Genomic DNA, 16,419 nt, shown 5'->3' on the forward strand with positions numbered 1-16,419 from the left:
CTGGAAAGCTGCAATGAGCCGTTTTAGCATCTTGTTTGAACAACGTATGGCTGACTATATCTAAGGTGTGTTTACACAGAATTATTTACAACCTCTGCAGTTTCGATTTCTGCCTCACTAAGACCACCTTCAGGGCCGATTAATAATGCTAAATCGGGAGGGCTATCCAATAATACATTTTCTTGCGTTTTGTTTGGTGCGAGAACAAAACGTGATGGGGGGAGTTGTGCTGATTTGACCCAATCCGTTAATGCGATCGGCGCTAAAACCTCAGGAACTCGGTTCATGCCACATTGTTCACATGCCGCGATTGCGACAGATTGCCAGTGATCTAATTTCTTTTGATCGCGATCATACTTGAGTCGCATCTCGCAGCGTTCGCTGGTCAAGAGTTGAATCGTTGTAACACCCAGTTCAGTCGCTTTTTGAATCGCATAATCCATGCGATCACCTTTGCTCATCACTTGACCTAAAACAATTTGAAAAGGAGCTGTACGATCTATTGGATCAAATTGATCAATCGATACAAATGCATTTTTCTTGTTGATTTCAGTGAGTGTTACCACGTGTTCACCACCTTTTCCATTGAAAAAGATAGCTTGTTCTTGCGCTTTTGCACGAAGTACCCGTACCCAATGATGAAACACCGATTCTGTTAATTCAATGGTATGGCCAGTATTTAATTCAGTTTCGATATAAAAACGATTCATGCTTGGATAGGGCTCGTACAAATTAATTTAAACCAAGGTCAACTACAAGTTGTCGCGTCGGTTCTATTTGGTTCATTGTATAGAAGTGAAGTGTAGGTGCACCACCTGCGATTAAACGTTCGCAGAGTTTAACAATCACTTCATGACCGAATGCTTTGATACTTTTGCTGTCATCGCCATAAGCTGCAAGCTGCTTACGAATCCAACGTGGAATTTCTGCCCCTGTGCCATCAGCAAAACGAATCAAGTTACTTGCATTGGTAATCGGCATAATACCGGGAGCAACAGGAATATTCACACCTGCTTTGTCAAGACGCTCCATGAAGTAAAAATAAGCATCGGGATTAAAGAAGAATTGGGTGATCCCTGCGTTTGCACCAGCATGTACTTTTTCAACAAAACGTTGAATATCGACATCAAAGCTTTCGGCTTGCGGATGCATTTCAGGATAAGCAGCGACTTCGATATGAAAGTGATCGCCTGAATATTCACGGATAAAGCGAACCAGATCTTGTGCATAAGGAAGCTCACCTAGACCCACTTGACCAGAAGGTAAATCACCACGCAATGCCACAATACGATTAATGCCTTGAGATTTATATAAATCTAAAAGCTCGGCGATACGCGCTTTATTATCACCAATACATGAAAGGTGAGGTGCAACTGGCGTACCTTTACCATTGAAGTCATTAATCGCGGCTAAAGTACGTTCACGTGTAGAACCACCAGCACCATAAGTAATCGAGAAAAACTCAGGATTCAATAGTTGTAATTCTTGGTGGACAGTACGTAATTTTTCTGCACCAGCATCAGTCTTAGGTGGGAAAAACTCAAAAGAAATAGGAACACGTTTCGTCATTTCAAATCCTTTTTAAAATCGCGTAGAAATTTTTAGAAAAAAGGGCAGTCCGTAAAACGTCTGCCCTGATTTTCTTAGTATTTATAAGCGTCAGATTTGAACGGACCTTCAACAGGAACGCCAAGGTAATCTGCTTGTACTTGAGTCAATTGTGTTACCACACCACCAAAGCCAACAACCATCGCAGCAGCAACTTCTTCATCTAATTTCTTAGGAAGTACTTCTACACGAATCGCTGCTTGTTTTTGATCAGCAGGTAAATCTGCAAATTTCTCAGCGAATAAATGCATTTGACCTAATACTTGGTTTGCAAAAGAACCATCCATTACACGTGATGGGTGACCTGTGGCATTACCAAGGTTCACTAAACGACCTTCAGAAAGAAGGATCAAGTAGTTGTTTTCATCTTCTGAACGATATACTTGGTGTACTTGTGGCTTCACTTCAACCCACTTGTAGCCACGTAAGTATGCTGTGTCGATTTCTGTATCGAAGTGACCGATGTTACACACTACTGAACCTGCTTTTAAGCTATCGAGCATCGCAGCATCACATACATGGTAGTTACCTGTTGTGGTCACAACGAGATCAGTATTTGCTAACAAATCGTGGTTGATGTCTTCTTTTTTGCCTGTTTGTACGCCATTTTTATATGGAGAAACGACTTCATAACCGTCCATACATGCTTGCATCGCACAGATTGGATCAACCTCAGTCACACGAACGATCATGCCTTCTTGACGTAATGATTGTGCTGAACCTTTACCCACGTCACCGTAGCCAATCACAAGGGCACGACGACCAGAAAGTAACATGTCTGTACCACGTTTGATTGCATCATTTAATGAATGACGGCAACCATATTTGTTGTCATTTTTAGATTTGGTGATTGAGTCATTGACGTTGATCGCTGGAACTTTAAGTGAACCATCTTTCCACATTTCTAAAAGACGTTGAACACCCGTCGTTGTTTCTTCTGTAATCCCGTGGATACGCTCTAAAAGCGCAGGGTATTTTTCATGAACAAGAGCAGTTAAGTCACCGCCATCGTCCAAGATCATGTTGGCAGCCCAAGGCTGACCATTGACATTGATTTGCTGCTCTAGACACCAAACATATTCTTCTTCAGTTTCACCTTTCCAAGCGAATACAGGAATACCACGCGCAGCAATTGCAGCAGCAGCGTGATCTTGAGTTGAGAAAATGTTACATGACGTCCAGCGAACTTCAGCGCCTAATTCAATTAATGTTTCAATTAAAACGGCTGTTTGGATTGTCATATGGATACAACCCAAGATTTTTGCACCAGCAAGCGGTTTAGCCGCTGCATAACGCTTACGCAAACCAATCAAAGCTGGCATTTCAGCTTCAGCAAGTTTGATTTCTTTACGGCCGTAGTCAGCAAGGGAAATATCGGCAACTTTATAATCTGTAAATGAAGCATTCACCGCGTTCATCAGGATCTCCTAGAAAAAATAGTATGGATCATTTTGTTCGCGGATGCCGTTGTCTTGGAAGCATTGCTTCTTACGCCGAGCCTAGCAAATTGATCTTTAGTGCCGATCAATTGTCGCAGCATCCCTCGACTAGGGCATTATCATACTTGGAAATCAGTTGAGTTCCAATGAAATTTTGTGTGAGATGGTGAGAAAATGAGGGATTAAATAAAGGCAAATAGATCAGTAAAAATTTTATATGGATGTTTTAGGATTTCTTCTCCATTTGAAACCCTAAATTCTCAAAGTTAACATTATGCTTTCAAGTGATCTTCAAATTCTTCACCAAGTTGCATTGCTAAAGAATTTCCAGATAAATCACAAGTTACTAAACCATATTCTTTTTTAAAGCTAAAAGTGAAACCGCGGTTATCTGTCAGATTTTTAACTGAATATCCTAATTTTTCCAACCAAATACGAAAAGCCAATAAATTTTTTGCTTTAACAACTCTGTTTTTCATAGTGAGACTCCTTGTGAACCTGTATTCATTAATAAGGGTTGGTTAAATTTTTTTAAAGGGCGATTACATAGATTTATTTTGCTGCGTGTAACTAATGTAAAAATAGAGTAATTTTAAAGTGATATGTTTTTTATTTGGTTTTCTTATATGATTGTATTTTATATGAAAAAATAGATTTGTTTATTTGAGTAAGTCGTTTTAAGCTTAAAAATAATTTAATTATAAATGTAAAAAATGATTTCAGTTTCCAACTTGGTTCAGTGTGGGAAATGAAATCATTTTCGATTTGATCGAATTGGTTAAAACTGATCTTTTAGGCTACGGATTCGAGCAAAGTCCTCGGCACTTTCAGTTCGGAGAAATGGATTGGTTTCGAGCTCTAATTCAATACTACTAGGTAGCGTGATTTGATCTGCTTCTCTTAATCGTTTGACCTGTTTGATGCGCTCTTGCAGCGCTACATTGTGAGGCTCAATGGTTAAAGCAAACTCAGCATTTGCGAGTGTGTATTCATGGGTACAATATACTTTGGTTTGGATGGGTAAGGCCGCCAGTCTATTCAAAGAATGATACATTTGTTCGGCAGTTCCCTCGAACAGACGTCCACAACCCATTGCAAATAGTGTGTCACCACAGAATAAACTATCAATCTCTTCAATAAAATAAACAATATGCCCTAAGGTATGCCCCGGTGTTGCAATGATTTCAACCTTTAAATCATTGAAATGGAAATGATCATTGTGTTGTAGTGGATTTGAAATATAAGTAATCTTACTCAATTCGTCACGTGGTCCATATACCGTAAGATTCTGGTCTGCTAACAGCTCAGGAACACCACCCGTATGGTCGGGATGCCAATGGGTGAGCCAAATTTGTTTGAGTTTTAATTGATGTTGTTCGCAGAAGTCAGTCACTAGACTCGCCTCAGTCGGGTCAATTGCAATAACTTCATTTGAGCGAGTATCTTCCAATAACCAGATATAGTTTTTTAAGGCATTTTTTACGTCAATGACATGAATCTTATAATGCATAGCCGATTCCTAAATCTTGTTGTCGTGCAGTTATTATAAAGGTACTGATAACTGCTTTTGAGGATTCCTAGTGTAAGTGTAAATGAGTAACAGTGCAAAATGCCTGCTGCTGATCATCGCAGAAACATGACTTTTTAGGGCAGATTTTGACAGCTTACATCAGGCATATTTTTATGATTGACAATAACGCTATTTTCCATAAAGATGAAATAAAAGTTTTATAAGTTAATACTTTATCGTATTTTAATTCGCATTAAACAGAGAATAACTTAAAAGTGAAATCATCAAAATGATGGGGTCAACTTGTCTACTTTGCCGAATGTTGCTATAGCGTTGGATGTTAATCATTTGAGGGCAGTGTTTAAAATAGATAAATCATTGTAAATAAATATAATTTACTCAGAGTAAAGCGAAAACAAATCACAATAAGACAGAGAGGGAATTATGTCAGATCTGGTCGATCATGAAGTGGTCGTTATCTTTAGAAAGTACTTATATCCTCTATCTGCCAAGCTTACAGAAATGCTCAATGAGCATTTTAGCCATCAAACAGAGCGGCGGGGTTGTGGGTATACTCAGGCGACACGTGTAATCGCAGAGTTTGTTTCGCAAGCTCGAGATGCGCTTGGTTTTCAGGATTTACGTATCTTTGATGATTATGAAACCAAAGGACTCAAGAATATTCTCAATCAAAGTTCATCTTATGGGCTGGAGCTGACAACTTGGCGAAATCTAGATATTAATGCTGAGGTACAACAATGTTTGCAGCAGCTAAATTTGCAAGAAACCTTTGTGCAGAATTTGCAACAAGAAGTCGATTTTCAAGCCAAACTTAGAACAATCTATCAATATGCAGAGCTTGAAGAAAGTGTGCTGATCTGTCAGTTACTTGCAGATATTATTCTTCCTCAAAGTGCCAAGAATGGCATGATTAAATGTAATGCTTTGTTAGAAAAGCCTAAGGTTGGTTCTTGTCCAATGGCAGAAAAGTTCTTTCTGCGAATTGCGCATCATCGCTTGCTTAGACAAGGCGAAATTAATATTTTTGTCGATGAACATGAACAACCGATAATGATGGAAAAAATGAATATGGGAGACAATCACTCCTGTATTAGCCTCGTTCCATTATTGATGAATGGTGTGCGTTTACCCGCAGGAAGTCTTTTTTCTGCAAATTATGAAATTGAGCAACTCGAAAAGCATCAGAATAAACACTATAAGGGCTATGTCATTCCCATTTCAGCGATCAATGGTTTCTGGTTTTTAAGATTAACCACGTTAGCGGTTTCACCCAAAAATCGTGCCCGCGCATTTGGCTATCATTTTAAGCAACAGGTGGATAATGGATTATTTAGACCTGATATCACTGAACTGAATCAGCTTATGGAAATAGCACAAGATCAAATCTATGTAGGACATCCATGCTAAAAGCCTGTTATTCGCCACGCTATTATGCGCAAACGCATACCAATAGTATGGAAAAACTCACTGCCGTTGCTGATGTTCTACGTGTGAATCAAATGGTCGAGTTGATTGATCCGGGCTTAATTGACGTTGAAATTCTTAAAAAGTTACATAACCCTCAATACGTTGAGGCTTTTCTTTCAGGTGAGTCAGCATTTGCAACTGTTCAGGGTTTTAAACCGTGGAATGCACAATTGCGTGATGCAATTTTATCGGTGCAAGCAGGGCAGTTGATGGGCGCTGAAATTGCTTTTCAAGAGGGCATCGCTGCCAATATTGCACAAGGTTTTCATCATGCCAGTTATGAATCGGGTGCTGCCTACTGCACTTTTAATGGTTTGGCTTTGGTCGCAAAACAATATCCTGAAAAACGTATTTTTATTTTAGATTGTGATCAGCATGGTGGTGACGGCACAGCTATATTTGCCAATCGAATGACCAATCTGATGAATTTTGGAATCTTCGGTATCCGTTTTGGCTGTAAAGCCAGTGAGCGCAGTGTGACGCGTTATATTCATCCCAAGCAAGGGAATTTTGATCTGTACCGAGAGGCCGTTTTAGAGGCATTTCAATACGCCACACGTTGGGAAGCCGATTTAATCATTTATCAAGCGGGGATGGATTGTCATCAGCATGATAAATATGGATCGAAGTGGTTTACGACTGATTTGTTGTTTGAAAGAGATCGCTTGGTGTTTGAAATGGCGAAGAAAATGAAAATTCCTTTGTTATTTGTACTAGCGGGAGGGTATCAGCCTTTGCAAGATTTGGTCCCTTTGCATGTCAATACTTTTAAAGCTGCGAATGAAATCTATTTTCCTTAGCTAAAATGATCGAAATAAAAAAGCCCTCAAATTGAGAGCTTTAAATTTGGGGAGGATTAGCGCAGTTTTGCTAACCAATCGCCTAAGGTTTGAACAAACTGAACCAAGAGTAAGAGCACGATCACGGTCAGGATGACCACACTACTATCAAAACGTTGATAACCATAAGAAATCGCGAGATCACCAATTCCTCCTGCGCCAACAGCACCCGCCATTGCAGTTGCACCAATCAAACTGATCGTTCCTGTGGTTAAATTGAGGGTAAGCGAACTGCGTGCTTCAGGAACAATAAACTTAAATACGATTTGCCAAGGTGTTGCACCCATCGCTTGTGCTGACTCAATGATTCCTTCATTCACTTCGAGTAGGGAAGTTTCAATCAAACGCCCTAAATACGGACCGACATAAATCGTGAGAGGAACAATAGCAGCCCACGTCCCGATAGATGTGCCAACGAGGAATTTAGTAAATGGAATGACGGCGATCAGCAAAATGATGAAAGGAATCGAACGTAATGCATTGACGATCGGATTTAGAAAATAATAAATCGCTCGATTTTGTAGAATACCACCTGTACGTGTCACCACTAAGGTGATGCCTTGGATGAAGCCCCAAATACAACCAAAAAGCAGTGAGAAAAATACCATTTGCAAGGTTTCTTGCAAGGCTGTCACAAATTGATCCATCGACAACGAACTTTGCCAAAAAGGCGCAGTGATTTCAGTCAGCCACTGTACGATTAAGTCTCTCATTGGCTTACTCCAGACTGTTCAACTTTGACACCTTGTTGTTCTAGAAATTGGATTGCTGCTTGAATCGTGTGTGGCTCACCTAACAATTGAATAAACATTTGCCCAATCACCGTTCCATTAATTTCGGTCATGTTGGCAAAGAGGATATTTAAACTAATATCAAACTGTTTAATCACAGATTGAATCACAGTTTCTTGAGCCGATGTTCCTAGAAATTGCAAGTTGTAGATACTGTTATGGTGCTTATGTTCGAGATTATTCAGAATATTGATCGGCAGTTGTTGCTGTAATACGGTTTGGATAAATGTCTTGGTAGTTGCATGTTGAGGTTGGCTGAAAATGTCCAAGGTCGAACCTGACTCAATCACGTGACCTGCTTCCATAACCGCAACATAATCACAAATGGATTCGATCACATCCATTTCATGGGTCACCATCACGATGGTAATATTTTGTTCTTGGTTAATTTTTTTCAGCAATGCTAAAACAGACTTGGTGGTTTGTGGATCTAAAGCAGAGGTTGCTTCATCACAAAGTAAAATTTTAGGATGACTGGCAAGTGCCCGTGCTATACCAACACGTTGTTTTTGCCCGCCCGAAAGCTCATCTGGATAAGCATCTTTTTTATGTTTGAGGTCAATGAAATCAAGCAGTTCTGCTAAACGCTTTGCTCGCTCAGCTTTACTATGACCAAGCAATTTAAGTGGCATTTCAATATTTTCAGACACAGTTTTGGTCTGTAATAAATTAAAGTGCTGAAAAATCATGCCGATATTTGCACGTTCTTGACGAAGCGTACGCGCATCCATAGCAGTAAAGTCTTTTTGATGAATAATCACTTGTCCCTGAGAAGGGCGCTCAAGCAAATTAATCATACGAACGAGTGTACTTTTACCTGCACCACTATAACCAATAATGCCAAAGATACTGCCTTCTGGGATCTCTAAATTGATTTGATCCAATGCATTAATGGTTTGGCCATTGAGCTGATAGTGTTTGGAAATATTTTTAAATTCGATCATATCGTCAATACTAAATTAAAAAGAAAAACAGGCAAAATCATTTGCCTGTTTTGTGGAGCGCCGGAGCGTAGTATATTACGAATTCGCTTCAGTGAGATAGCTTGTCGGTTTGTTTACATCAACCTTAGTGCCATCAAAGTGCTCTTGTACATATTTCTTCACTGCTTCTGTATGATAAAGCGCACCAACTTTTTGTAGCACAGCATCATCTTTACGTGATTCAGCAGTCGCTAAAACATTGACATTAAGTTTGGTGCTTTGATCAACAGGTTCATAAAAGACAGCATCTTTCAGAACGTTTAAACCACCTTCCATTGCCAGTGTATTACCCAATAAAATCGCATCTACTTCGTCTTTAACACGTACAGCAGTTGCCATTTGAATTGGTTTAATCACGATTTTTTTGCTGTTTTCAATAATATCAGCAGGCGTGCCTTTTACTGGATCAAAGTCAGCTTTTAACTTGATTAAACCAGCACTTTGTAAAAGTAATAACGCACGAGATTCATTGGCACCGTCATTTGGAATCGCAATGGTTGCGCCTTCAGCAAACTCTTCAACGGTTTTCACTTTGCTTGAATAGATACCCATTGGCTCTAAATAAGTCGTTGAAACAGGTGCAATCTTATCTTTATTTGCAGCATTGAATGCAACAAGGTAAGCGTAAGATTGGAAAGCATTCAGGTCAACTTCTTTATTCGCTGCTGCTGTATTCATTGCAACATAGTCAGTGAAGTTTTTAATTTCTAGTTTAAGGCCAGCATCTTTGGTTTCAGGTAAGGTTGCAATATAACGCCAGATGTCAGCGTCAGAACCTGTAGACGCGATGACAACAGTTTGTAATGCAGCAGCATCACCTTTTTGCTCGGTTGATGCGGTATCTGGTTGTTTACTGCAAGCTGCAAGTAATAACACCGATACACTTAAAAAAAGACTAATCAGCTTTTTCATGTATAAATCCTAATCGGAATAATGTCGAGAAAATCATTATTTCTCTAGCATTAATGATTGCAATAGGTTTGTATGTTGTAAATTGGCAGCATACTCAAACAACCCATAAATTATTTTTGAGGCTTGAATGCGTGTGATGTCTACAACATAAGATAAAGTAGATGAATATTCATGTTCCAATTCAGTATATACATATGGGAACGAATGGTTCATCTCATTTTCAAATCAAATTTGGATTTAGCTGCAATTTGTTTTGTTAGGGTAAATATTCCAGTCATTTCAAAATAATGAAAAAGAATATGGAGTTAACATAAAAACAACATCTAAAATTTCGGCAATCATAACAACAATTTGGGGTGGGTTATAGTAGGACAAATTGTCCTTTGGCGGTTGAAAGGCTGATTTTTTGTAATAAATTACATTATAAGTAAATATAAATGAATGATAGTTTTATGAATTTTTAAAAAAAGATAGTGAGATGAATCAGTTGAATAGTAAATATATATTTTTCTGAATTTTATATTTAAATAATGAATATAGAAATCATATTTATGCAATTTATGGAATAAAAAAGCCTTCCGAAGAAGGCTTTCATTTTTAGTCAAAAAACTTATTCAGCTTTTTCACGTGCAATTGCACGATAGCCAATGTCACTACGGTATTGCATACCAGTGAAAGTCACCTGACCACAAACTTCTAAAGCATTGATTTGGGCTTCAAGAACGGTATCGCCAAGTGCGGTAACACATAGCACACGACCACCCGCAGTTACAATATGCCCATCATCGGTCATCGCTGTACCCGCATGAAAGATTTTGGTGTCTTCAGGAGATTGACCGATACCCGAAATCACGTCACCTTTGCGTACGGTTTCTGGATAACCCTCGGCAGCCAGAACGATACCGATGGATTTACGCTCATCCCATTCTGCTTTGTTTGGTAAGTTGCCTTCAATACCTGCTTCAACCAAATCAACGAGAGATGATTTCAAACGCATCATGATCGGCTGCGTTTCAGGATCACCAAAACGGCAGTTGAATTCAATAACACGCGGTTGACCTTGTTCATCGATCATTAGACCCGCATATAAGAAACCTGTATAGACATGACCATCTGCAGCCATACCGTCAACAGTCGGACGCATGACTTCATTCATGACACGTTCGAAGACTTCTGTAGTCACGACTGGAGCAGGTGAGTATGCACCCATACCACCTGTGTTTGGACCTTGGTCACCTTCAAAAATACGCTTATGGTCTTGTGAAGTTGCCATTGGCAAGATGTTGTTACCATCAATCATACAAATGAAAGAAGCTTCTTCGCCAGCAAGGAATTGTTCAACCACAACACGTGAACCTGCATCACCAAACTTATTGCCTGCAAGCATGTCATCGATTGCAGCAAACGCTTCTTGGTTGGTCATGGCAACGATCACGCCTTTACCCGCAGCTAAGCCATCTGCTTTAATAACGATCGGTGCACCATTTTTCTCAACGTAGGCCTTGGCAGCATCTACTTCGGTAAATACATCATAAAATGCAGTCGGAATGTTATGGCGTTTTAAGAAATGCTTTGCAAACGCTTTTGAACCTTCAAGTTGTGCTGCGTATTGTGTTGGCCCCCAAATTTTTAGACCTGCTTCACGGGCAGCATCTACCACACCATTGACTAATGGTGCTTCTGGACCAACAATCACCAATGCCACATCATTTGCTTTTGCAAAAGCAATCACTGCTGGATTGTCTAAAATATCGAGTTCGACGTTTTTACATTTATCTTCTGTTGCTGTGCCTGCATTACCCGGAGCAACAAAAACTTGAGTCACTTTTGTATCTTGTGCGATTTTCCATGCAAGTGCATGTTCACGGCCACCGCTACCCAAAACTAAAATATTCATTATTAAGTTATTTCCTTTTTCAGTATTTAAGAATATACCTGTTCAGAATAAAAAAGTCCCCCTGAGATACGATGATTAAGGCATCGCAAAAAAGGGAGACTTGGGTGTTCTTAATGACGGAAGTGACGCATGCCTGTAAAGACCATTGCGATGCCAGCTTCATCGGCCGCTGCAATTGTTTCTTCGTCACGCATTGAACCGCCCGGTTGGATGATGCATTTGATACCTGCTTTGGCAGCATTATCAATACCATCACGGAATGGGAAGAATGCGTCAGATGCCATGACAGCACCTTCAACCACTAAACCTGCATGTTCAGCTTTAATTGCTGCAATACGTGCTGAGTTAACGCGGCTCATTTGACCTGCACCAATACCTACGGTTTGGCGATCTTTTGCATAAACAATCGCATTAGATTTCACATACTTCGCTACTTTCCAAGCAAAGATTAAATCATCAATCTCTTGTTCAGTTGGCGCACGTTTAGTCACAACCTTAAGATCATCTTTGGTGATCATGCCCAAGTCTTGGTCTTGAACCAATAAGCCGCCATTCACGCGCTTATAGTCAAGTTGTGGTGCACGTGCGTCAATTGCTGGAAGTTCGCCGCATACCATGACACGTACATTCTTCTTCGCGCCAGTCACCTCAAGCACACCATCTGCAATACTTGGTGCAATAATCACTTCAACGAATTGACGATCCACAATCGCTTGTGCAGTTGCAACATCTAATTCACGGTTGAATGCGATAATGCCGCCGAATGCAGATTCAGGATCCGTTGCATAAGCGAGGTCGTAAGCCGCTTTGATACCATCCAGTGAAACCGCAACACCACATGGGTTTGCATGTTTAACGATGACACAAGCAGGTTTCACAAATGATTTCACACATTCAAGTGCGGCATCTGTATCTGCAATATTGTTATAAGAAAGTTCCTTACCTTGTAGCTGTTTCGCCGTTGAAACAGATGCTTCTTGTGCATTTGCTTCTACATAGAACGCTGCGTTTTGGTGTGGATTTTCACCATAACGTAAATCTTGTGCTTTATTCAGTTGCGTGTTGAATGTGCGAGCGAATCTATCCGCATCACCTTCAGTTTTACCCACTCGTGCGCCCAAGTAAGATGCAATCATGCCATCATATTGTGCTGTATGTTCATATGCTTTTACAGCTAAGTCGAAACGAGTGTCGTAAGAGAGCGTTCCATTTGCTTTTAATTCAGCAACGACCGTATCGTAATCCGAGGCGTTTACAATAATACCCACTGATGCGTGGTTTTTTGCAGCGGCGCGAACCATCGTTGGGCCACCGATGTCGATATTTTCAATCGCATCAGCAAGTGAACAATTTGGTTTTGCTACGGTTGCCGCAAATGGATAGAGATTTACCACAACGAGATCAATTGGATCGATATCGTGTTCTTGCATCACAGCTTCGTCTAGACCACGACGAGCCAAGATACCGCCATGAATTTTTGGATGCAGTGTTTTGACACGACCATCCATCATTTCAGGAAAACCAGTATGTTCAGAAACTTCTACAACGGCGATATTGTTGTCTTTAAGCAACTTATATGTACCGCCAGTAGATAAAATTTCTACCCCTAGAGCTGCAAGATTTTGAGCAAATTCAACGATTCCAGTTTTGTCTGAAACAGAGATTAAAGCACGTTTGATAGTCATGATTTTAGTCAACAGTTTGAAGTCTACAGATTAAAACAAAGGCATAAAAAAATGCCCACGAGAACGTGAGCATTTTATCAATTATTCACTCATTAAACCGTGAGCTTTTAACTTTTTGCGTAAAGTTCCACGGTTAAGGCCTAGAATCTCAGCAGCACGTGTTTGGTTGCCACGAGTATATTCTAAGACCACAGATAAAAGAGGTTTCTCCATTTCTGCTAAAACCATGTCATACACTTGAGATGGTTGCTCACCTTGCAATTGTGCAAAATAATGACGAACTGCGCGATCTACATGGATGCGAAGAGCGACATCAGATTGAGCCGTAAAAATAGGAGATTTGCTATTCATGCGTTTTAATCCGAAAAATAAAAATATCACTTGGATAAAGTGATATATAAATGTGGTCTGAATTACTGAGCCCTGTTTTAGATCCTAAAACAGTGACTCTAAAACAATGCGACTATTAGCTTGCCACAAATCCTCGAATTGTGTAAAAAATAAGCGTAACAATAGTTAAATATTTGTTACAGCCTACTTTCAAAAACAAAAAAACCGACAATGCGCTTATGGGGTAGAAGCACAGTTCGTTTAACTATATTTTGTCTTTAAATAACGAGGAGTATGTAGGTCAAAGCTTTCGTGGCGCGTATCATACCACTGTCAGCGAAAAAGTGAGCAAATTAACTGCACTTTTTTTATATTTTTTTGTCTTTTTTTTACGTTTTTAGGGTTGTACAATTTCTAAACTATAGTCATTAAAGCTATTTTTACTATTTTGGATGGTAAATTCAAATCGAAATGGATTATTGCTTGGGATGCGTTGAATGGTCTTTAAACTATCAACCAAATAGTTTTGTGGTGTTAACACCGTATTTGAAATGACTTCGCCATTGTTTTTCAAAGTGACTTTAATGGCTGGCAGCACAACACTGTTTTGGTGTCGATTGACGAGCGTACCTGAAAAACGTGTTGAATCTCGATCGGCAGATCTAACGTTCACTTTCTCAAAGTTTAAATATTTATACGGCTCATCTCTTGTTTTACATGTCAAAACACCACACGCATAATTAAAGATTCGGTTTAACGCAGGGCTTTCATGCATTAAGTTGGGGTTGAACCATAAAATTTGGAAGGCAAATACCAATATAAGGGTGATATTACCTAATCCCCAAAGGGTGTAATACAGCCAACCATGTTGTTTTTCATTTGAGCTCTCATCAATGATAAGCGTGTCTTCTGAAAGGTTTAAGTTAGGTAAAGCTGTTACAGGCTCGGTATTAAAATAATTCAGGTTGTTTAAATAAGTCAGTAGATCGATATTTGAGTTTTCAATTTTCTGATCAAAGATACTTAAAATTTGCATTTGCTTTTCTGCAAATGAGCTATTGGGCTGGATCGAAGAAAATAATGAGCGACTTGCAGGCGCTACAATGGTCTCATCTTGTTCAGACGCTAATAAATTCGTGAGTGCATTAAAATTAATCACACATTTTGGACAACAAACCATACCCTGTGCAACGCTGAGTTGTGAAAGGGTCACTTTGTACACGGTTGAGCATTTAGGGCAGCGGGTTTGTTTTTCACTCATAAGTTATAGAGATCTCAAGTTGTTGTTTTGCGTTTTCCTGAAATACGACACCAGTTTTCTTCACGCTTTTCAATCTCTAATATATCAAAAAACTGCGAGTAAACACTAGAAACATCAGCAACTTGCTCTTCTATTACGCCAGCAAGTGCGAACTCGCCCTCGTTTTTTAATAAAGTTGAGAATTCAGGCGCAAGTGCCATTAACGGTGCTGCCAAAATATTTGCAACCAGTACATCAGCGTGTTGTTGTTTAAATTCTTGATCAAACTCTTCTGGTAATCCTACATAAAGGCGATCCAGTACACCATTCAATTCTGCATTTTGTTTGGTTGCCAATACGGCTTGTGGGTCAATATCGGTTGCATAGACTTTCTTTGCACCGAGTAACAATGCTGCCACACCTAAAATCCCTGAGCCACACCCATAGTCAATCACGACTTTGTCTTTGACATCGGTTTTGCCTAACCATTGTAAGCATAGGAATGTACTGGCATGGTTGCCTGTACCGAAAGCTAAACCTGGATCAAGTTTGATATTGGTTGCATCTGCCTCAGGTGGTTCTAGCCATTCAGGTACGATCCAGTATTTTTCACCGATTTGGATTGGCTCGTAATAATCCATCCATGCTCGTTCCCACACTTGGTTTTCTAGATATTCATGACGCATCGGAACATCAGGAAGTTGTGCTTTTAAGAATGCTTCTAAAGTATCAACATCAATTGGATCATTTTCTTCTTGCTGATAGATGCCTGTAACAATGACTTTATTCCAAAGCGGTGTTTCACCTGGTAATGGTTCAAGTAAAGCCTGATCTTCGGCATCATCTAAGGTTACACTTACCGCGCCTAAAGATAAGAGTAGGGTTTCAGTAAGTTCAACTTGATCTTGATCGACAGTAATATGAATTTGTAGCCAGTTCACAGGACAACCTAAGTAAATGTATTTGGGAATATTGTAATGGATTCAGACTTATTAAAGGGCCTATAAAATAGACAGATTACAATTTTAAGATGAAATCTATGTGGTTTTTTGGAATTCAGTATTTAAAAATAAGAAAGGATGCCACATAACGCGGCATCCTTTCTTGGATATTCATTCAAGCACTTGAATAGATTTAAGGTGCTTCTTGGTTCAGAATTGGTTGTTCGGTATTTTCGATTGGCGCAGCAAGTTCGGCTGGTACTGCTTCTACTGGTATTTCATCCGTAGGTGAACTGACAGGGCGTGGTTCAGATTGAGTTTCTGAAATTTTACTTTGTGTTTCTGGTGGTGCTTCTGATGCAGGAGTAGGAGGCTGGAAGCTTAACTTGCCATTTTCATCACTTTCACAAGCGCCGTTAAAAACAACACCTTTGTAGGCAAATGAAATCGCATCACCTTGTTTTTTACCTTTACACACTTGCTGATACTTTTGAGTCAGTTGATCAGCAGAAGTTTTGGCATTTGCTTGAGCCGTTACAGTAAAACATAAACTACAGATGAATGATGTTAGTAAGAGCTTCGAGTTCATTTCATTTTCCTAAGTATTTGTTCTGTATGTTTAGGATAGAAATATTCTGAGATAAAACAGTGGTGATCAGGTTAGCGATTTTGGAGCACTTTGTTAAAAGTACAGGGAAAATGCAACATAAAGTTTCTTTTTGTGTCTTCTGTAGTCTTATCAATCTTTTGTAAGCA

General features: G+C 39.6%; 15 protein-coding genes and 1 pseudogene. 2 read left to right on the forward strand and 14 right to left on the reverse strand.

Annotation, left to right across the window (positions count from 1 at the left end; all coding sequences use genetic code 11):
* Positions 1–104: 104 nt before the first annotated feature.
* From MMP72_RS10635 to gloB, 5 genes and pseudogenes are all read right to left on the reverse strand, one after another.
* Positions 105–710 (reverse strand): annotated as a pseudogene (locus MMP72_RS10635) (16S rRNA (uracil(1498)-N(3))-methyltransferase); the annotation flags it as partial.
* A 22-nt stretch (positions 711–732) separates the two neighbouring features.
* The gene (gene metF, locus MMP72_RS10640; protein ID WP_241317103.1) at positions 733–1,569 is read right to left on the reverse strand and encodes a methylenetetrahydrofolate reductase [NAD(P)H]; all 837 of its coding nucleotides are present in this window, start codon (positions 1,567–1,569) and stop codon (positions 733–735) included.
* A gap of 74 nt (positions 1,570–1,643) precedes the next feature.
* Entirely contained in the window at positions 1,644–3,026 is a 1,383-nt protein-coding gene (gene ahcY / locus MMP72_RS10645) for an adenosylhomocysteinase (RefSeq protein WP_241317105.1), read from the reverse strand.
* 293 nt (positions 3,027–3,319) lie between these two features.
* Positions 3,320–3,526: a hypothetical protein gene (locus MMP72_RS10650; RefSeq protein WP_004670577.1), complete on the reverse strand. Its 207-nt coding sequence runs from the start codon at positions 3,524–3,526 to the stop codon at positions 3,320–3,322.
* Positions 3,527–3,825: 299 nt separating this feature from the next.
* The gene (gene gloB / locus MMP72_RS10655; RefSeq protein WP_241317107.1) at positions 3,826–4,557 is read right to left on the reverse strand and encodes a hydroxyacylglutathione hydrolase; all 732 of its coding nucleotides are present in this window, start codon (positions 4,555–4,557) and stop codon (positions 3,826–3,828) included.
* Positions 4,558–5,001: 444 nt separating this feature from the next.
* On the opposite strand from gloB, the gene MMP72_RS10660 reads away from it, so the two are divergent.
* Positions 5,002–5,985 (forward strand): hypothetical protein, encoded by a 984-nt coding sequence (locus MMP72_RS10660; RefSeq protein WP_241317109.1) that lies wholly within the window; start codon positions 5,002–5,004, stop codon positions 5,983–5,985.
* The gene (locus MMP72_RS10665; protein ID WP_241317111.1) at positions 5,979–6,845 is read left to right on the forward strand and encodes a histone deacetylase; all 867 of its coding nucleotides are present in this window, start codon (positions 5,979–5,981) and stop codon (positions 6,843–6,845) included. The genes MMP72_RS10660 and MMP72_RS10665 overlap by 7 nt, the downstream gene beginning before the upstream one ends.
* 56 nt (positions 6,846–6,901) lie before the next feature.
* Here the strand turns inward: MMP72_RS10665 and MMP72_RS10670 are convergent, their stop codons facing one another.
* From MMP72_RS10670 to MMP72_RS10710, 9 genes are all read right to left on the reverse strand, one after another.
* Entirely contained in the window at positions 6,902–7,597 is a 696-nt protein-coding gene (locus MMP72_RS10670) for a methionine ABC transporter permease (RefSeq protein WP_241317112.1), read from the reverse strand.
* On the reverse strand, positions 7,594–8,619 hold the full coding sequence (locus MMP72_RS10675) for an ATP-binding cassette domain-containing protein (protein WP_241317114.1): 1,026 nt from the start codon (positions 8,617–8,619) through the stop codon (positions 7,594–7,596). The genes MMP72_RS10670 and MMP72_RS10675 overlap by 4 nt, the downstream gene beginning before the upstream one ends.
* 75 nt (positions 8,620–8,694) lie before the next feature.
* Positions 8,695–9,570 carry a MetQ/NlpA family ABC transporter substrate-binding protein gene (locus MMP72_RS10680; protein WP_241317116.1) on the reverse strand — a complete coding sequence of 292 codons (876 nt, stop codon included), beginning with the start codon at positions 9,568–9,570 and terminating at the stop codon, positions 8,695–8,697.
* Positions 9,571–10,180: 610 nt separating this feature from the next.
* Positions 10,181–11,467: a phosphoribosylamine--glycine ligase gene (gene purD / locus MMP72_RS10685; RefSeq protein ID WP_241317118.1), complete on the reverse strand. Its 1,287-nt coding sequence runs from the start codon at positions 11,465–11,467 to the stop codon at positions 10,181–10,183.
* 110 nt (positions 11,468–11,577) lie between these two features.
* Positions 11,578–13,152 (reverse strand): bifunctional phosphoribosylaminoimidazolecarboxamide formyltransferase/IMP cyclohydrolase, encoded by a 1,575-nt coding sequence (gene purH / locus MMP72_RS10690; RefSeq protein WP_241317120.1) that lies wholly within the window; start codon positions 13,150–13,152, stop codon positions 11,578–11,580.
* 81 nt (positions 13,153–13,233) lie between these two features.
* Complete coding sequence (fis, locus tag MMP72_RS10695; protein WP_001086304.1) at positions 13,234–13,503, reverse strand: DNA-binding transcriptional regulator Fis; 270 nt, start codon at positions 13,501–13,503, stop codon at positions 13,234–13,236.
* A gap of 376 nt (positions 13,504–13,879) precedes the next feature.
* On the reverse strand, positions 13,880–14,743 hold the full coding sequence (locus MMP72_RS10700; protein WP_241317122.1) for a zinc-ribbon and DUF3426 domain-containing protein: 864 nt from the start codon (positions 14,741–14,743) through the stop codon (positions 13,880–13,882).
* A 14-nt stretch (positions 14,744–14,757) separates the two neighbouring features.
* Positions 14,758–15,663 (reverse strand): 50S ribosomal protein L11 methyltransferase, encoded by a 906-nt coding sequence (gene prmA / locus MMP72_RS10705; RefSeq protein ID WP_241317124.1) that lies wholly within the window; start codon positions 15,661–15,663, stop codon positions 14,758–14,760.
* A 193-nt stretch (positions 15,664–15,856) separates the two neighbouring features.
* The gene (locus tag MMP72_RS10710) at positions 15,857–16,252 is read right to left on the reverse strand and encodes a hypothetical protein (protein WP_241317126.1); all 396 of its coding nucleotides are present in this window, start codon (positions 16,250–16,252) and stop codon (positions 15,857–15,859) included.
* Positions 16,253–16,419 lie beyond the last annotated feature (167 nt).

The sequence above is a fragment of the Acinetobacter sp. NIPH 2699 genome (assembly GCF_022549355.1).
Taxonomy (GTDB): Bacteria; Pseudomonadota; Gammaproteobacteria; order Pseudomonadales; family Moraxellaceae; genus Acinetobacter.